The sequence below is a fragment of the Sulfuricurvum sp. genome (assembly GCF_019163035.1).
GTDB lineage: Bacteria > Campylobacterota > Campylobacteria > Campylobacterales > Sulfurimonadaceae > Sulfuricurvum.
This window is the reverse complement of record NZ_JAFLKV010000011.1, coordinates 5753-23299: the sequence shown is the minus strand read 5'-3', so window position 1 is coordinate 23299 and position 17547 is coordinate 5753. Positions and strand designations below refer to the sequence as shown.

The following is a 17547-nucleotide window of genomic DNA, read 5'->3' as shown; positions in this document are numbered from 1 at the left end:
AAATTAACAGTAAATATTATCTTAGCAACTAAAATCCTAACATAATATATATTAAAATAACTCTGTTGTATTTTATTGTTAAAGGGGAAAAAGATAAAAATATTAAGCCGATTGTTGAAGGGTAAGAAGAAAATTGTTTTGATTTTTGTTTTTAAAGAAGTCTACCGAAGCCCATAATAATAGGGGTTTTTCGATTGATGGTGCGGATGAAAGGACTTGAACCTTCACACCTTGCGGCACCAGATCCTAAGTCTGGCGTGTCTACCAATTTCACCACATCCGCGCACGTATAAAAAAGTCTAAGGTGGTACGCCCTAGAGGATTCGAACCTCTGACCGATGCCTTAGAAGGGCATTGCTCTATCCAGCTGAGCTAAGGACGCGTGAGTGTATATGGTGCGCCCGATAGGGTTCGAACCTATAACCTACGGATCCGAAGTCCGTTACTCTATCCAGTTGAGCTACGAACGCACAATCGCCTTCTAAAACATCGTGTATTAAAGGTGCTTCAAACCAGAAACAAATGGGGTGGAATATGGGAATCGAACCCACGACCCTCAGAACCACAACCTGATGCTCTAACCGACTGAGCTAATTCCACCATCTATTATAAAGAATTCTGTGTTTGAAAAAAAACGAAAAAGAAAAAAAACATGGTCGGGGCGAGAGGACTCGAACCTCCGGCCCCTTGGTCCCAAACCAAGTACTCTAACCAGACTGAGCTACGCCCCGACCTTCATCTAACTAAACTCAAGTGAGCCAATTAGTGAGGCGAAATTATAGTTGAAAATTCGAGTATTGTCAAGCCTTTTGCGTAACCATCTTAAACGATTGGGAGATAATGTGTTGCTGCTGAGTACAAAAATAACAAAGAGAGTATCAAAATAATGTATAATTGAGTCTTATGGTAGTGTGATTTTGAGTTGAGGATGGGGAATGAAAGGTATTTTTAGAAAAAAGGATATGTCCGGCGCTAACGGAGAGTTCCAGCGCAGTCTTGGGCTGATGGACGTAACGTTTATCGGTGTTGGCGCAGTTATCGGGGCAGGTATTTTCGTCATTACTGGTCAAGCGGCGGCAACGATGGCGGGACCTGCGATTGTGTTGTCATTTTTGCTTGGTGCGGTGATGATAGGGATAACGGCTCTTATATACGCGGAACTTAGCTCTGCCTATCCTGTAGCTGGGAGCGCGTACAGTTTTACGTTTGCATCACTAGGTGAAGTATTTGCGTGGTTTGTCGGCTGGAATCTGTTACTCGAATACGGAGTTGCTACTGCGGCTGTTGCTACGGGATGGTCGGGATATTTGCGCCGTTTTTTGGAAAATTCGATGAATATCCATATTCCGCAAGCCCTCAGCGGAGCGTATGATCCGAGTGCGGGAACTTATATCGATATCAGTGCGTTTGGAATTATCTTGGCGATTTTTGTCCTCCTTGCGATTGGTATCAAAGAGAGTGCCAAAGTCAATACCGCAATTGTAATGATTAAATTGGCGGTTTTGGTAACATTCGTTGTGGTGGGGTTGCCACACGTTGATTTCAATAATCTTTCTAACTTTTTTCCATTCGGATGGGAAGGGGTTTGGCATGGGGCATCTTTGATTATTTTCGCGTATCTCGGTTTTGATGCGATCAGTACGGTAGCGGAAGAGACTAAGAACCCAGAACGTAATATTCCGTTGGGACTTATCCTTTCGCTGGCACTCTCTGTTGTCTTTTTTATCCTTGTCAGCTTTACCCTCACGGCGATTGTTCCGTATCAAGAACTGAATGTTCCAGATGCATTGGCGTTTGCCCTCTATAAAGTTAATGAGCCGTTCGCGGCGAATGTTATTGCACTGGGTGCGGTTATTACGATTACGACCGTTATGATCGTTATGGGTCTCGGGTTTACCCGTATCCTTTTTGCCCTTGCACGCGACGGGCTTCTCCCTAAAACTTTGAGTGAAATCCATCCGAAGTTCAACACTCCTTATAAAGCGACTTTGATCGGCGGTGTATTGCTAAGTATTATGGCGGGACTTATTCCTCTCAAAACACTAGCTGAATTGGTTAATATCGGTACGCTGTTCGCTTATTTGATGGTGGCGATTGCGATTATTGTATTGAGACGTGAGAATATCATTCAGCCGGTCTTTAAAGTTCCGGCGTTTAAGATTCTTATGCCGCTCAATTTCATATTGATTCTTTTTATGATGGCAGGGCTACCATTTGAGACATGGTTGCGATTTATCGGCTGGTCAATTATTGGGATGCTGATATATGTTTATTATAGCTCTAAACGTTCAAAGGCTGAGGTATGACACCTCTCTGGCGTCAGGTTTTGACTCTCCCCGTTATCGTTATTGCGATGGGGTATTTTGTCGATATTTACGATCTGATCCTTTTTGGGGTCGTGCGGGTAAGCAGTTTGACTGAACTTGGGTTGGATAAAGATGGCGTTACCCTCTGGGGCTCGTATATTCTGAATGCACAAATGGCAGGAATGCTCATCGGTGGGATATTGTGGGGAATTTTGGGGGATAAAAAAGGGCGTTTGTCGGTTCTTTTCGCTTCGATTATCCTCTATTCGGTGGCTAATTTGCTCAATGCGTTTGTGACCAATGTCGAGCAGTATGCGTTGCTCCGTTTTATCGCTGGTATCGGTTTGGCGGGAGAGTTGGGGGCTGGGGTGACGCTTGTCGCTGAAATCCTCCCCAAAGAGCTGCGCGGGTATGGTGTCATGAGTATCGCGGCATTCGGTGTTTTGGGGGTCGTTGCGGCGAATATCGTTGCGGAGCACTTCGCGTGGCGAAATGCCTACATCTTTGGCGGAGTGCTCGGATTTTTACTCTTGGTTCTCCGTTTTCGGGTACGCGAGTCGGCGATGTTTGAACACCACGCTTTGGGTGATGTAAAGCGGGGACAGTTTTTCGCCCTCTTTACCCACAAAAAGCTGTTTAATAAATACATCAAAGCAATTGTGATCGGGATGCCGTTATGGTACGTTGTCGGGATTTTGGTAATGTTCTCTCCTGAGTTTGCCAAAGCACTTGCGATTGATGGAGAAGTAACGGCAGGCACGGCGTTGATGTACACCTATATCGGATTATCCATCGGTGATTTGGCGAGCGGGTATCTTTCTCAACGACTTAAAAGCCGTAAAAGTGCTTATACCATTTTCATGGGGCTTTCGTTAGTGAGTGTCCTATACTATTTTACCCTCTCAGGTGCTAGTGCACAATCGTTTTATATTGCTGTATTTTTATTGGGTGTGTTTTGCGGTTACTGGGCGCTCTTTATCACAATGGCGGCGGAGCAGTTTGGAACCAATATCCGTGCTACCGTCGCAACGACGGTTCCCAATTTCGTTCGCGGTTCGGTGGTGCCGATTACGTCGAGTTTTATGCTTTTAAAAGAGAGTATGGGGGTTTTGGGTTCTGCCACAGTGGTGGGTTCGGTTGTGTTTACGATTGCTTTGGTGGCGCTTTATTTTACGCGTGAGACGTTTCATGAGGATTTGGACTATATCGAAGCTTGATATGTACTTTTCTTTTTAGAAAAGAAAAGTACGCAAAAGAAAAGCGCCCTCACACCAGAACGCTGGCGGTACGCTTTTGCCCTTCGGCAAGCGACCTTGCTCTTGGTGTGGTGTGAGGGCAAAATATTTTATTTGCATAATTTTCGCAAAGTGAAAATAAATAAACAAATCTCCGTGATCCAATACCTAGAGCCGTTCCGAAGGCAGTAGTGCCGAGAGGAATGAGCGTTCTTGGATCGCGGTATGCTCTTTTGTTACTTTTCTCGCTAAAGAGAAAAGTAGAGAGAGGTCATTAAAACTGGATCATCCCATCAACCGGTGAACTTGCCGTTGCATATGGACGTTTCGGAATCCGTCCTGCTAAATAACTGAGTCTTCCTGCAATCACCGCATTCTTCATCGCTTCTGCCATCATCATCGGATTTTGCGCCTGAGCAATCGCCGTGTTCGTTAAAACACCATCCGCTCCCAACTCCATCGCTAACGCCGCATCAGATGCACATCCGATCCCCGCATCGACGATAATAGGGACTTTGACCGCTTCACGTACAAACACGATGTTATATTTGTTTTGGACTCCGAGACCTGAGCCGATAGGGGCAGCGAGAGGCATGATCGCATGAGCACCCGCATCTTCGAGACGGCGAGCCATGATCGGATCATCCGAGGTGTATGCCATAATCGTAAAACCGTCTTTTGCTAACACTTCACACGCTTTGATCGTCTCCAATACATCGGGATAGAGGGTTTTTTGGGTGTCGCCGATCACTTCGAGTTTGATGAGATCGATCCCTGTTGCTTCGCGGGTGAGGCGAAATAGGGTAATCGCCTCTTCTGCGGTGGTGCACCCTGCGGAGTTTGGCAAGAATTTGACATTGGTTCCCGCAAAGGTATCACGAAGATTCGGTTCGTTCGGGTTGGTGATATTGAGACGGCGCACGGCGACTGTGATAAGTTCTGAGCCTGACGCAAGGGTTGCCGCTTTGGTCGTTTCGAACGAATCGTATTTTCCGCTTCCGACGATGAGACGGCTTCCGAGGGTATATTTTCCGATTTGTAATGTATGCATGGGTTAATCCTTTAAAATCTTTATTACACTGAGCGGCAAAATGTCATGCTCGATTTCGCGAATTTTAGCCGAAAATTCTTCTAAAGTATCCGAAGAATTTTTGGTAAAACTTTTTTGCAAGATTATCTCACCGCCATCCAGCTCATCGCTGACCCAATGGACACTCACGCCGCATATGCTCTCTTGACTCTCAAAACTGCGTTCAATGGCACGTGCACCTTTAAATGCAGGTAATAAAGAAGGGTGGAGGTTTATGGATCGGACATTGAAGGTAAATACGGGTGTTAGAATCCGCATAAATCCGCACAGAACGACGAGATCGGGGTTGTACTCGCCGATCAGTTCGACCAGTGCGGCATCGTAGGCTTCACGACTTTCATAGTCACGATGATCCAAAATCTCTACGGGGATATGCGCCGCGCGGGCTTTTGCGATTCCGCCGGCTTCGGGGTTGTTGGTAATGGCGCAGACAATCGCACCGTGTTTGAGATGGACTTTTTCGATGAGGTTGGCGAGGTTTGTCCCCTCGCCGCTGAAGAGGGTTACGATTTTTTTCATAAAGTGGTAATTCTTTCTATAAGATCAAAAGGGGTGAGGGCATAGTTGTTTTTATCAAAGCCACGTGAGGCAAGGGTGTGGGCGAGTGAGCCTTGGATAGCTGATTCAAGAGGTGAATAGCCTTGTGCGAGGAGTGAACCGATCAAACCGCCCAGTACATCACCGCTTCCCCCCTTGGCTAACGCGACGGTTCCATGGGGGTTGATATAAAACTCCTCGCCTGAACCGATAATGACATTGGAGCCTTTAAGAACTAACACGACGTTAGGATATGCGGCACAAAATTGCTCGGCATAGCTAAAACGGTTGTTTTGCAATTCGTTCACATCGACATCGGCTATCCCCGTGATTCGTAAAATCTGGGTGAACTCTTTGGGATGGGGGGTGAGGACAATACGCTCACGGTTTAAGAGGGTTAGAAACATCGAATGGTAAAAAATATCGGCATCTAAAACCAGAGGCAGAGTGTTACCCAGTAGAGTGTTCAACTCATCATCGCAAAACTCGATTCCAAGCCCCATCCCCAATGCGATAGCGGTGACGCTAGAAGGGAGTGAATGGCTTTGCATCAGCTCATAGGGAATGGTGACGTTTTCATTGCTGATAAGGCTCACCAAGCCGCTCCCGAAACGAAGTGCCGCGGAACCCGCGATGACGGAAGCCCCGATTTTTTCTCCGCAGATGATACCCAGATGACCGAAACTTCCTTTGTGGGCTGATACCTCTGTTCGCAGTGGTAGGGAAAGGTCGGAGGTGTCGAGTAATTTCCACGGGGAGGGTATCTCGTAGCGAGAACGTGAAACTCCCAGATCGGCAACACGGATTTCACCCACAAATTCTTTGGCTCCGTCACTAAAGAGGCTTCGTTTGAGGGCTCCCATCGTGATGGTAATATCGGCTCTAAAAGTGTGAGGATCAAGGGTGCCCTCAGTATAGAGACCGCTTGGGACATCGCAGGCTATTTTAAAGGCTTTGGAGCGATTGAGCGTCTCTATGAGTTCAGCGGTTTCGGGATTGATCGCTCTACTCAGACCGCTGCCGAAGAGGGCATCGACGATGATATCGTAATGGGTATCGCTATAGTAAGAGAGTGAAATGCGATAATTCCCTTCGAGCTGCCTTGCGAGGATACGCCCGTCAGAGCCGTTGTTCCCCGTACCGCAAACAATCAAAACCGAAGAGGAGAGGGGGAAATGTTGAGTGATATAATCAGCTATCGCGGAGGCGGCATGTTCCATCATGATAGGTTCACTAAGACCAAACTTCTCTACCGCTCGATGATCCAGTGTGTTTACTTCTTGATAAAGGTTTTGCATGGATAAAGTCCATTTCAGCTATAATTATATTTATGAACAACGATTATATCGCAATAGCCAAAAACACACTTGAAATTGAAGCGCAGGCTCTCATAGAAGGGTCAGAACGTCTCGGAGAAGAGATGGTTCGTGCTGTGGAGATGATCTTGGCGTGTAAAGGTAAGCTAGTTATTACAGGCGTGGGCAAATCGGGGCTGATCGGGGCAAAAATCGCCGCGACGTTTGCGTCGACGGGGACGCCGAGTTTTTTCCTTCACCCTACCGAAGCGCTGCACGGCGATTTGGGGATGATCGGTCGTGATGATGCGGTATTAGCGATCAGCTACAGCGGTGAGAGCCCGGAACTCAGCTCCATCCTCCCTCACATCAAACGATTCGATATTCCCCTCATCGGGATGACCCGAAATGCAGATTCAACACTCGGACGATTTAGCGATGAGGTGATCAACATCAACGTCACTCACGAAGCGTGTCCGCTCGATATTGCTCCGACCTCTTCAACGACCCTTACGTTGGCGATGGGGGATGCTCTCGCGGTGTGTCTGATGAAGGCGCGAAATTTTCAAAAAGAGGATTTCGCCTCATTCCATCCCGGTGGTGCTTTGGGGAAACGGCTTTTTGTGAAAGTCTCCGATTTGATGCGAACAACCGATCTTCCGATCGTAGATGAAAATACCCCGCTCAAAGAGGCAATTTTAAAACTCAGTGAAGGGCGTTTGGGGACGGTGATGCTCACCGATGCGCAGGGGAAACTCTCAGGGTTGCTGAGTGACGGTGACATCCGTCGTGCATTGATGAGTGAATCCTTTTCACTCGATTCCTCGGCAAAAGAGTACGCGACCAAAAATCCTCTGGTACTCGATGATGCGACGATGCTCGCCTCTGATGCGCTGGTGTTGATCGAAGAGAAAAAAATACAGTTGTTAGTCGTCACCGATAAAGATCGTCTTATCCAAGGTGCATTGCATCTTCATACACTCGTGGAAGCAGGTATCTCATGATGCGTTTAAATAAATATATTGCCCACTATTCAACCTATTCTCGCCGTGAAGCCGATCAGGCGATTTTAGACGGCTACGTACGAATTGATGGAGAGATTGAAACCAATCCTGCTATTCAGGTCGATGAACGTCATGCCAATGTCATGATTAGCGGAAATAAGATTGTTCCGAATGATCAGTTTACGGTGATCGTCTATAACAAACCGCGCGGCGAATTGGTGACGAAAAAAGATCCGCAGGGGCGTAAAACGATTTACGACTCTTTGGCAAAACAATATCGCCATTATATCCCTGTGGGACGGCTCGACTTTGCTTCTGAGGGTTTATTGCTTCTCACCGATGCCTCCCGTGTCGCAACGGCATTGATGACCTCGAAGATGGAACGGGTCTATAAGATCAAGATCAAAGGTCCTGTTACCGATGCGATGAAAGTTGCTATGGGCGAGGGGTTGGAGCTCGAAGATGCGAGTGCCGGTGCGCATGAATATGCACCTGAGGGACCGATGAGTTTTGCCCCTTTCTATGCCTACCAAGTGCAAAAAGACCAAGGGGATTATTCGATCCTAAAAGTTGCCATCGGAGAGGGGCAAAATCGTGAGCTTCGCCGATTTTTTGCCCATTTTAATGCCGAAATCGTCGATCTTAAACGTCTCAGTTTTGGAGGGATAGAGCTCAATAACCTCCCAACCGGAAAAGTACGCTTTTTGGAGCGTAGTGAGTATTCAAATCTGCGAGAGTTTTTGGATGCCGTAGAGAAAGCGGAGAAACAAAAACAAAAGGGTGAGAAAAAAGCTCCGAAAGTGTTTGAAAAATCAGAATCGAAACCCGTAAAAAAGACATTTGTCAAAGACAAATCAAAAGTTAAACCGAAACCCTCCAATGAGCCCTTTGGTACCAATAAATATAAACCAGAAAAAAAATCTACACAAGGCAGTTATAAAAAATGAAAACACTCAAGTTCCCGACCAGTCATAAAACACAGTTAATGGACATCAGTGCTGAAGTCAAAGAGGCAGTAATCACATCAGGGGTTAAAGAGGGGGTTTGTGTCGTATTTACTCCCCATACGACCGGAAGCGTTTTTTTGTTTGAAAATGCTGATCAAAATCTTCGCCGTGATTTGTTGGCGGCACTCTCAACTGTGATCCCAAGCGATGCAAAATATGCACACGTCGGAGACAATGCGGCGGCTCATCTTAAATCGTCTCGTATGGGCGCATCGGTCTCTATCCCCGTTCACGAGGGACGTCCGATGTTCGGAAAATGGCAAGGGGTTTTCTTCGGTGAATTTGACGGCCCTCGTCAAGAGCGCGAAGTGATCATCAAAGTCATCGCAGGCTAATGTAAATTTTATGGCTGATTTTACCTATCTGCTTCGTCCCAAAAAATTTGACGATGTGGTAGGGCAATCTCATCTCTGCTCACCCGATTCACCGCTTCGATCTTTATGTGAAAACGGTGCTCTCACCCACTCTTTTTTTTACGGTCCTCCCGGTTGCGGTAAAACGACGTTAGCGCGGATCATCGCCGAGGTTATGGATCTCCCCTTTTATGAGTTTAATGCCACTTCCCTCAAAATCGAAAATTTGCGAAAGATTTTTGACCAATACGAAGGTTCACTCACTAAACCTTTGATCTTTATCGATGAGGTGCATCGTCTCGCGAAGAATCAGCAAGAGGTGTTACTCCCCGTTATGGAAAAAAACAGTGTGTTAGTGATCGGTGCATCGACGGAGAATCCCTATTTTAGCCTCACTGCGGCGATGCGATCACGTTCACTGTTATTTGAACTGCACTCGATCACACATGAAGCGTTAGAAGATTTGTTAGTTCGTACTTCCATTGAAATGGATGCGGAAGCGCGAGAATATCTGATTGCCAGCTCAGGCGGTGATGCTAGGGCGATGCTCAAACTCCTCGAAGTTGTCTCTGCGTTGAATAAACCGATCACCCTAGCGCTCCTAAAGTCACTTCGCCCTGCGGCGCAAAGCTTGGGAAGTTCCGAAGCGGGGGTGCATTATGATCTCGCTTCCGCCCTTATCAAAAGTATCCGTGGCTCCGATCCCGACGCGGCTATCTATTATCTCGCCCGTTTGATCGAGGGGGGAGAACCGCCCGAATTTATCGCACGGCGTCTCGTGATCCTCTCCAGTGAAGATATCGGGAATGCGAATCCTCAGGCATTGACATTGACCACCTCGGCGATGATGAGCGTCAAACAAATCGGCTATCCCGAAGCGCGTATAATTCTCGCCCAAGCGGTGATCTATTTGTGCGCATCCCCGAAATCGAACACGGCGTATAACGCGATCAATGCCGCGCAAAGTGCAGTGAAAAACGGAGTGATCCTCGATATTCCCGAGCATTTGCGCCAACAGCACAAGGGGTATTTGTATCCGCATGATTTTGGAGGCTGGGTAGAGCAAAAGTACCTCTCAAAACCCCTCAAATTCGTCGAATTTAAAAACAGTGGCTATGAAGCGAAGATGGGGGAGTGGATAGAGAAGGTGTGGGGGAATCACACTGAGTAATAACTCGCCTCTTTATGATGGACGACCAGTGCCGTCGTACTCTGCTCGGGATGGATTTGGAATGTCTCAGAGAGGGTAATACCGAACTCTTCGGGTTTGAGCAAATCAAAAATAATCCGACTCGGTTCCAAATCAGGACACGCAGGGTAGCCGAAACTGTAGCGTGCTCCCGCGTAGCGATTCATGCGGACATCGCGCAAACTAAATCCCTCGTCGTCACTCGCGATATTAAGATCAAGGCGAATCTGCTTGTGTGCCACTTCGGCTAACGCTTCGGCAAGTTCCACCCCGAAGCCGTGAACGAGGTTGTATTCTAAATACTCATTTTTGGCGTAAAGCTCTTTTTCGTACTCGCTGAATTTGTCCCCGACACTCACACATGTTAGCGGCAATACGTCATCGCGGGTGTGGGTGAAGAAGTCGCTCAAAGCGCGGTGGGGTGATTTTCGCTGGCGCGGAAATTCAAACACATACTTGGCATTCCCGATCACCTCTTCGAGATTTTGGCGGTTAGCGTTTGCATCGATATTCCATCCGCAACTCTCATCGAAAATCAATAGTTCTTGGTCGCTGCTTCGGACGGGATAATAGCCGTAAATCACGGTCGGATCAAACAATCCCCGCTTTATAATCTCAGATTTAATACGTTCATACGCGGGATACACTTTGGTCTCTAAGAGTTTTTTATACTCATCTACCGGCATTCCTGCGCGTTTGTACCCCCAGTGCATTTTAAAGAGGCTCCGTTTATTGATCCAGCCGCACACCATATCAAAATCGAGCTGCTCTTTACGCAATACTCGTCGTCCCCAAAACGGCGGAGTTGGAATTTTCACTTCACTCGGCATTTTAAGTTCACCAAACGGAGGGATCACAACGTCGATCACCTCTTTGGCAGGCTTATCTATCATATCACCGCCGAGACGGGTATCGAGTCCCACACTCGGATCGGCATTGTATTTCTCGATTCGGCTCATCGCGATGACACCGTCAAACGCGTCGCGGCAGTAAAAGATCGCTCCACCGTAGATCGGTCGGCAGAAATCATCGACGAAACTTCGGGTGAGCGCCGCACCACCAAGTAGAACAGGTGTTGTAATCCCCTTGGCTGCCATAATTTCGAGATTGTCTTTCATCACTTGGGTTGATTTCACAAGTAATCCCGACATCCCGATAGCGTGAATATCCTGCATTTTCATCACTTCAAGATACTCTTCGAGTTCCGTTTTGATCCCGATATTGATCACCTTGAACCCGTTGTTGGAGAGGATAATATCGACGAGGTTTTTCCCTACGTCGTGGACATCCCCTTTGACGGTTCCGATCACGAGGGTGGTATCGGTATCTTTTTCCTGTTTGGAGAGGTAGGGATTGAGATAATCGACGGTCGTTTTCATCGTCTCGGCACTTTGCAATACAAATGGCAACTGCATTTTCCCCGATCCGAAAAGCTCACCGACAACTTTCATCGCATCAATGAGTATCTCATTGACAATGCGGTCGGGATTAATGCTGTGACGCGCTTTTTCTACCAATGGGATCATCCGCTCTTTGTCCCCATCGAGGAGGAGTTGGGCAATTTTTTCTTCATTACTCATTGCCTCATAGGCTTCATCGTTTTTGCCGTTATCAATGGTTTTATCACTAAAGTGACCGATAAATTTAAAGAGGGATTGATCATCAGGATGGAAGAGTAGCTCTTCACAGATAGAGCGATCTTCTTCGGACATTTTAGCAAGGGGTACGATGTGTTTGACATTGATGATAACCGAGGTCATTCCCGCTTCGATGCAGTGGTGTAAAAATACGCTGTTTAAAAAGACACGGGCATTCATGCTCAGACCGAACGAGATATTAGAAAGCCCCAGTGTCGAGCCGACGTTCGGATACTTGGCATGAAGTTGACGGATCGCTTCGAGCGTTTGGATGGCGGCATCACGGTACTCTACATCGCCGCTTCCGACCGTAAAGGTGAGCATATCGAACATCAAGTTTCTAGGATCAATTCCGTGACGATTGACACACAGATCATAGATACGATCCGCAATTCGCATTTTATCTTCCGTTGTTTTTGCCATCCCTTTTTCATCGATCACGAGACACACGAGGGCGGTTCCGAATTTTTTGGCGAGAGAGCAGATCGCATCGAGCCGCTCTTCCCCGTCTTCGAGGTTGACCGAGTTGATGATCGGTTTTCCGCCGATACATTTGAGCGCCTCTTCCATCGTGTTGACCCGCGTCGCGTCAGGCATGAGGGGAAGGGGGATTTTTTGGTTGTAGAGTCTCATAACGTGCGCCATATCGATGGCACCATCACGCCCCGCAAACTCGACGTTGACATCGAGACAGTGAGCACCGTCGCGCACTTGGGCTTGTCCGACGCTCAAAGTCCCCTCGTAATCACTGGCGATGATGAGCTCACGAAATGCTTTCGATCCCGTCGAGTTGGAGCGTTCTCCGATGAGGAGAGGTGAGGGTTGTTGGATCAGCTCGACCGTGTTGAAGAGCGAAGCGATAGAGGGTTTCATTGCTCCGCTTGGCTTTTTCGGGGCGATAGCAGAGACTTTGTTTACAAGGGCACGGATATGCTGAGGGGTCGTGCCGCAACATCCGCCGAGGAAGCTCACTCCGTCATAGTTTAAAAAATCGCATTGCAGTTGGGCGAACTCATCGGGTCCCATCGGGTAGTATGAAAAACCGCCGCGATTTTGAGGGAGCCCCGCATTGGCGTGGACGGAGATCGGTTTACTCCACACTTCGGAGAGGGTGCGAACATGTTTGCCGTATTGCTCGGGACCCGTACCGCAGTTAAAACCGAGGCTGAGAATATCGAACGGCTCTAAAATGGTTGCGATGGTTGCCGCATCGGTTCCGATGAGCATAGAGCCTGCCAGCTCGATGGTAACGGAGACCATAATCGGGAGAGTCGTTCCTCGTTCTTTGTTTGCCGCTTCGCAGGCGTGGAGTGCCGCTTTGATCTGGAGCGGGTCTTGGCAGGTCTCTAAGAGGAAAATATCACATCCGCCGTCGATGAGTCCCAAACAACACTCTAAATATCCTGTGAACATTTCATCATAGTGGATGTGCCCCAGAGAGGGGAGTTTGGTTCCCGGTCCGATAGAACCGAGAACAAATCGAGGGTGTTCAGGGGTTGAAAATTTGTCACATTCGGCTTTACAGACGGCGGCTCCGGCACGGGAGAGCTCATAAGCGCGATGACCGATCCCGTATTCATCGAGTACCCAGCTAAACGAGCCGAAGGTGTTGGTAGTGATGAGATCAGCCCCTGCGGTGAGATAGGCATGAAAAATATCGCTCATAACCTCAGGGCAGGTAACGTTAAGGAGTTCATTACACCCCTCTAACCCTTCCCACGCGCTATCGGGGATTTTATCGGCACGCTCTTGAAGCTGGGTTCCCATGGCACCGTCGATGATAAGTGGGCGGTCTGAGATGGTTTCAAGAAGTGAGTGCTTGAGGGACATAAATGCTCTTTGTGTAAAAATTAGTTCTTTATTTTACCTCAAATGAGCATAAGCGGTTATAAGTATGAAAATATAATTCTTTGGATACACTTGAGCACATGAAAAAACTTTTTTTATATTTTCTCATTTTTAGTGTTTCGGTGTGGGCGAAAGAGCAGGTTACATTGCAGCTTCCGTGGTTGCATCAGTTCCAGTTTGCGGGATATTATATTGCCAAAGAAAAAGGGTATTACGCTGACAATGGGTTGGATGTCACTCTCTTAGAAGTGGATAAAAAAGATACATCACTAAAAAGTGTTTTGAGTGGGAAAGCTCAATACGGTGTTGGGCACTCTTCGTTGATTGTTAATTATATCAACGGCTCCCCTATAGTCTTAATAGCCGCAGTATATCAATCTTCTCCGATGGTTTTATTGACCCGAAAAGATGCTCATATTAACAGTGCGAAAGATTTAAAAAATAAACGAGTAATGTTAACGAATGATATGATTCAATGGGCAGAGATTCAAGCAATGCTTGGGAGTGTTGGGCTGAGTACTGCGAATCTAAAAGTACAACCTCATTCATATGACCCGATGTCATTGGCTCGTGGTGAAACTGATGCAATGGTTGCATATGCTTCTAATGAGCCGTTTACTTTGAAACAAACAGGGATAGAAACTTCTTTAATTGATCCAAAAGATTATGGATTTGATTATTACAGTGATTTTTTATTTACAAGCAAAGAGGAAGCCTCTCACCACCCTGAACGGGTAAATGCTATTCATGATGCATCGATGAGGGGATGGCTTTGGGCGTTTGATCATATCGAAGAGACAGCCGCACTGATTTATCGTGATTATAATCCTCAGCACAAATCCCTCGAAGCCCTTATTTATGAGGGAAAAGTCTTAAAAGAACGTGCATTTCGACCGCATACGGCATTTGGAGAAATTGATCCAGTACGGCTTGAAATGATCGCACAAGGGTATAGGCTGATGGGGGTTGTTAAATCGATTCCTTCATTTGAATCGTTACTTTATAAGCATGACGGATTGCAGTTGAGTGATCAGGAAAAAGAGTGGTTAAAAGCCCACCCCGTGATTCGTGTTGGTATCGATCATAATTGGGCGCCAATCGAATCGGTCGATGAAAAAGGGAGACATTCAGGGATTAGTGCTTTATATTTACATCTTCTTGAAAAGCGGCTCGGCATCCGTTTTGAGATCGATTACTCTCGCGAACATTGGAGTGACTCGATCTATGCGGTTAAGAACAAAGCACTCGATATGCTCTCTGCTGCTGCGATTACCGATGCTCGGCGGGATAGTTTGGTATTCAGTCGCCCTTATTTAAAACAAACAATGGTTATCGTTACCAACTCTAGAGTTGGATATGTGAATGATCTGAACGATCTTCGCGGGAAAAAAGTGGCGATTGTCCGCTCGTATGCAAGTGAGGAATTTTTACGCGCAAACTATCCGAATATTATCCCCGTACTAACAGATACATCGCTTGAAGCACTGCAAAAAGTCTCTTCGGGTGAAGCATACGGGTGTGTTGAGGGACTAAGTGTTGTGAGTTATTTGATTGAGAGATACAATCTAAAAAATATTAAAGTAGTAGGTGAAACTCCGCTTCGGTATAACATCGCGTTTGCTTTTCGGAATGACTGGGGGATAATGGCTGGCATTACCGATAAAGTGTTTGCTTCTATTACACCTGCCGAATACGAAGAGATTCACGGAAGAGCACTTGTGAATCAAAATGATAAACCGGTTGACTATCGACTGATATGGGGAATCGTTGGATTCTTAGCGATTTTATTTCTGTTAGTCACCTATAAAAATCGTCGACTTGATGTATTAGTGCGACAACGCACAACCGAGCTTCAAAACTTTAATCAACGACTCCAAGATGAGATTGAAAAGGCAGTTGAGAAAAACCGTAAACAAGAAAAGCTATTGATGCAACAAGCCAAAATGGCAGAGATTGGGTCGATGCTTGAATCGATTGCTCATCAATGGCGCCAACCGCTTAATATTTTGGGGCTTTCGATGACACGGTTGAATCTTAGTTGCGCGATTGATGGGAAAAGCGAATCGGCTAAAGTAATCGAGATCGCTGAGGGGCAAATCGAGTATATGTCGCAAACGATCGACGATTTTCGTAATTTTTTTAAACAAGACCGTACCCAAGTTATGGTGAATATCAATGTGTTGATTAATGATGTTGAAACTTTATTGGGACCTTTGTTGATGCGTAAAAAAATCACTATTGAGCGAGAAATTGACCCAACTATCGAGGTTCTTGTCTATCCAAATGAGCTCAAACAAGTGCTTCTTAATCTGGTCAATAATGCCCGTGAAGCGATAGAACAGAATCGAGGAGATGAACGGTCTATCTGTATCCGTTGCGTTGCAGATGATCGTTACTGTACCCTCGCGATCGAAGATACTGGAGGAGGAATAGGTGCATCCATTATTGATAAAATTTTTGACCCCTATTTTACAACCAAATTTGAATCACAAGGGACAGGGATCGGGTTGTATATGGCTAAAACAATTATCGAAAAACATTTTTTAGGAAAGCTGAGTGTTTACAATACCTCTAAGGGTGCTTGTTTTGAAATCCGTCTCAATCGAGAACAAAATGAGGATTCAAGCACACCACCTCAAAACAGTGAAATCCCTCCTCGTATCGATAGGTAAGGGTGAAATTATGGGCATCTAAAATGGATTTGATGATATAAAGCCCTAACCCGAAACTGTTTTGATTTTCATGTTGATGCAAAAATGGCTCACTTAGACTTTGTAAGGTACATCTGCTTGGCCATGCCTCTCCTCGATTGGAAAAGAGAATACGTTCTTTGGCTTGGGACACATACACTTTTCCTTCCGAACTGTATTTGATGGCATTGTCAATGAGGTTTTTAAAGACGGTGGACATTACCTCGCAATCGGCGACGATGGGTGTTCCGTCTAATGAGAGATCGATGGCGTTATCGTGTAGAAAAAGCAACGCTTTTGCCCGCTCAAGAAGGCTCTTCGGATCGCACGATTGCAAATGGGGAGCAAGTGATCCAGAGGTGATCTGCTCCAATCGAACCAGCTCCGCTATTAAGTGCTCCATTCGAAAAAATGCCCTCTCCAAAATCGATTTCTCTTCACACTTTTTGAGAAATGGAAGGGAGAGTTTACCCACCGTGATCGGAGTTTTTAGCTCGTGCATGATGTTGCGTAAAAAGAGTTTGCGTGCTTCAAGGAGGGCTTGATTTTTCTCCATTGCACTATCCAGTGCGCGGGAAACGAGAGCAATTTCATCCTTTTTTCGACTATCGATGGGGGTGTATATTCCCTCAACTCCATACTGTGTTATCACCTGTGTGATGGTTTTGAGGGGAAAAAGGGTTTTGATGATTAGCCAATAGAGTAACAATAGAGCCACAGAGAGGGAGATAAAAAGGATATCCGGCCAAAGGGGTGCTTTAGCGACGTCGGCTTTGATCACCAATAGTGGCGGAGTCGCTTTGGTGAGGTAGATGTAGAGATGGTTAGTATCTTTTAAAATCTGAATACGCCCCTCGCGTATCGAATCTTTGATCTCTTCGGGATACTGCGTCGGGATCACCTCAAATGCGGGGCGGAGAGTTTGTATCAAATCATTATGCGGTTCGGTAACACTGTATCCGTGCTCTTGCAAAAAAGTGCGTCGTAACGGCAATTCCAGCGGAACACTCTGGCGTAGAACCAAGAGGAGATATCCCCCCTCCTTTTCGAGGCGACTGGTCTGCTCTTGAGCGAGTTTTTGATGGATCGCGAAAAAACCGATCCCCATGGCGACAAATGTGACCAGAAAAAAGAGGGTGATGCGGAGAAATATACTCTGGAACATCGATTAGCCTGAAAAGCGGTAACCGCTTCCCCGTATGGAGTGGATAAAACGGGGATTTTTAGGGTCTTTTTCGATTTTTTGACGGAGGCGGCTGATGATGACATCGATGGTTCGTGCTGAACTTTCCCATGAGATCGCCTCTGAATTATTGGAGAGAAAGTCGCGACTAAGGGTTTGGTTCGGATGGAGAA

Annotated in this window: 13 protein-coding genes and 5 tRNA genes; 7 read left to right on the top strand and 11 right to left on the bottom strand. The window is 46.5% G+C overall.

The genetic code is table 11. The annotated features are described in order from the left end of the window. Positions 1-198: 198 nt before the first annotated feature. The 5 genes from JZU62_RS01140 to JZU62_RS01120 form a co-directional block, all read right to left on the bottom strand. A tRNA-Leu gene (locus JZU62_RS01140) sits at positions 199-283 on the bottom strand. Positions 284-305: 22 nt separating this feature from the next. Next, a tRNA-Arg gene (locus JZU62_RS01135) sits at positions 306-382 on the bottom strand. Between the two features lie 11 nt (positions 383-393). Then, positions 394-470 (bottom strand) — tRNA-Arg (locus tag JZU62_RS01130). 53 nt (positions 471-523) lie between these two features. Continuing rightward, positions 524-600, bottom strand: a tRNA-His gene (locus JZU62_RS01125). A 53-nt stretch (positions 601-653) separates the two neighbouring features. Next, positions 654-731 (bottom strand) — tRNA-Pro (locus tag JZU62_RS01120). Positions 732-962: 231 nt separating this feature from the next. On the opposite strand from JZU62_RS01120, the gene JZU62_RS01115 reads away from it, so the two are divergent. Both JZU62_RS01115 and JZU62_RS01110 read left to right on the top strand, forming a co-directional pair. After that, a complete protein-coding gene (locus tag JZU62_RS01115) occupies positions 963-2306 on the top strand; it encodes an amino acid permease (protein WP_295011102.1) in 1344 nt (447 codons plus the stop codon). After that, positions 2303-3523, top strand: a complete 1221-nt coding sequence (locus JZU62_RS01110; protein ID WP_295011100.1) for an MFS transporter — start codon at positions 2303-2305, stop codon at positions 3521-3523. The genes JZU62_RS01115 and JZU62_RS01110 overlap by 4 nt, the downstream gene beginning before the upstream one ends. 292 nt (positions 3524-3815) lie before the next feature. On the opposite strand, the gene JZU62_RS01105 is transcribed toward JZU62_RS01110, so the two are convergent. The 3 genes from JZU62_RS01105 to JZU62_RS01095 are packed head-to-tail and all read right to left on the bottom strand — an operon-like array spanning position 3816 to position 6466. Then, on the bottom strand, positions 3816-4592 hold the full coding sequence (locus tag JZU62_RS01105; RefSeq protein WP_295011099.1) for a thiazole synthase: 777 nt from the start codon (positions 4590-4592) through the stop codon (positions 3816-3818). Positions 4593-4595: 3 nt separating this feature from the next. Continuing rightward, on the bottom strand, positions 4596-5150 hold the full coding sequence (gene purN / locus JZU62_RS01100) for a phosphoribosylglycinamide formyltransferase (RefSeq protein WP_295011098.1): 555 nt from the start codon (positions 5148-5150) through the stop codon (positions 4596-4598). Continuing rightward, on the bottom strand, positions 5147-6466 hold the full coding sequence (locus JZU62_RS01095) for an NAD(P)H-hydrate dehydratase (protein ID WP_295011097.1): 1320 nt from the start codon (positions 6464-6466) through the stop codon (positions 5147-5149). Before JZU62_RS01095 ends, purN begins: the two co-directional genes overlap by 4 nt. 32 nt (positions 6467-6498) lie before the next feature. On the opposite strand from JZU62_RS01095, the gene JZU62_RS01090 reads away from it, so the two are divergent. Genes JZU62_RS01090 through JZU62_RS01075 form a run of 4 tightly spaced genes read left to right on the top strand, consistent with a single transcriptional unit; the run spans position 6499 to position 9998 of the window. Next, positions 6499-7467 (top strand): KpsF/GutQ family sugar-phosphate isomerase, encoded by a 969-nt coding sequence (locus JZU62_RS01090; RefSeq protein ID WP_295011095.1) that lies wholly within the window; start codon positions 6499-6501, stop codon positions 7465-7467. Next, positions 7464-8414 (top strand): pseudouridine synthase, encoded by a 951-nt coding sequence (locus JZU62_RS01085; RefSeq protein ID WP_365956175.1) that lies wholly within the window; start codon positions 7464-7466, stop codon positions 8412-8414. The genes JZU62_RS01090 and JZU62_RS01085 overlap by 4 nt, the downstream gene beginning before the upstream one ends. Then, positions 8411-8809 carry a secondary thiamine-phosphate synthase enzyme YjbQ gene (locus JZU62_RS01080; RefSeq protein ID WP_295011094.1) on the top strand — a complete coding sequence of 133 codons (399 nt, stop codon included), beginning with the start codon at positions 8411-8413 and terminating at the stop codon, positions 8807-8809. Before JZU62_RS01085 ends, JZU62_RS01080 begins: the two co-directional genes overlap by 4 nt. A 10-nt stretch (positions 8810-8819) precedes the next feature. Then, positions 8820-9998: a replication-associated recombination protein A gene (locus JZU62_RS01075; RefSeq protein ID WP_295011091.1), complete on the top strand. Its 1179-nt coding sequence runs from the start codon at positions 8820-8822 to the stop codon at positions 9996-9998. Here JZU62_RS01075 and metH read toward each other — a convergent pair. Then, entirely contained in the window at positions 9986-13483 is a 3498-nt protein-coding gene (gene metH / locus JZU62_RS01070) for a methionine synthase (protein ID WP_295011089.1), read from the bottom strand. The two genes, JZU62_RS01075 and metH, sit on opposite strands and share 13 nt — an antisense overlap. A 98-nt stretch (positions 13484-13581) precedes the next feature. Here metH and JZU62_RS01065 point away from each other — a divergent pair, with 98 nt between their 5' ends. Beyond that, complete coding sequence (locus JZU62_RS01065) at positions 13582-16173, top strand: ABC transporter substrate-binding protein (protein WP_295011087.1); 2592 nt, start codon at positions 13582-13584, stop codon at positions 16171-16173. Here JZU62_RS01065 and JZU62_RS01060 read toward each other — a convergent pair. Together JZU62_RS01060 and JZU62_RS01055 are read right to left on the bottom strand one after the other, a co-directional pair. After that, on the bottom strand, positions 16100-17356 hold the full coding sequence (locus JZU62_RS01060) for an ArsS family sensor histidine kinase (RefSeq protein WP_295011085.1): 1257 nt from the start codon (positions 17354-17356) through the stop codon (positions 16100-16102). The genes JZU62_RS01065 and JZU62_RS01060 overlap by 74 nt on opposite strands. Before the next feature lie 3 nt (positions 17357-17359). After that, the coding region (locus tag JZU62_RS01055; protein ID WP_295011083.1) for a helix-turn-helix domain-containing protein at positions 17360-17547 on the bottom strand (188 nt) is incomplete at its 5' end.

Bases quoted from the DNA above. Each gene is read 5' to 3' on its own strand.
- metH (WP_295011089.1), bottom strand. From the start codon at position 13,483: ATGTCCCTCAAGCACTCACTTCTTGAAACCATCTCAGACCGCCCACTT.
- JZU62_RS01105 (WP_295011099.1), bottom strand. From the start codon at position 4,592: ATGCATACATTACAAATCGGAAAATATACCCTCGGAAGCCGTCTCATC.
- purN (WP_295011098.1), bottom strand. From the start codon at position 5,150: ATGAAAAAAATCGTAACCCTCTTCAGCGGCGAGGGGACAAACCTCGCC.
- JZU62_RS01090 (WP_295011095.1), top strand. From the start codon at position 6,499: ATGAACAACGATTATATCGCAATAGCCAAAAACACACTTGAAATTGAA.
- JZU62_RS01095 (WP_295011097.1), bottom strand. From the start codon at position 6,466: ATGCAAAACCTTTATCAAGAAGTAAACACACTGGATCATCGAGCGGTA.
- JZU62_RS01060 (WP_295011085.1), bottom strand. From the start codon at position 17,356: ATGTTCCAGAGTATATTTCTCCGCATCACCCTCTTTTTTCTGGTCACA.
- JZU62_RS01110 (WP_295011100.1), top strand. From the start codon at position 2,303: ATGACACCTCTCTGGCGTCAGGTTTTGACTCTCCCCGTTATCGTTATT.
- JZU62_RS01085 (WP_365956175.1), top strand. From the start codon at position 7,464: ATGATGCGTTTAAATAAATATATTGCCCACTATTCAACCTATTCTCGC.
- JZU62_RS01115 (WP_295011102.1), top strand. From the start codon at position 963: ATGTCCGGCGCTAACGGAGAGTTCCAGCGCAGTCTTGGGCTGATGGAC.
- JZU62_RS01075 (WP_295011091.1), top strand. From the start codon at position 8,820: ATGGCTGATTTTACCTATCTGCTTCGTCCCAAAAAATTTGACGATGTG.
- JZU62_RS01065 (WP_295011087.1), top strand. From the start codon at position 13,582: ATGAAAAAACTTTTTTTATATTTTCTCATTTTTAGTGTTTCGGTGTGG.
- JZU62_RS01080 (WP_295011094.1), top strand. From the start codon at position 8,411: ATGAAAACACTCAAGTTCCCGACCAGTCATAAAACACAGTTAATGGAC.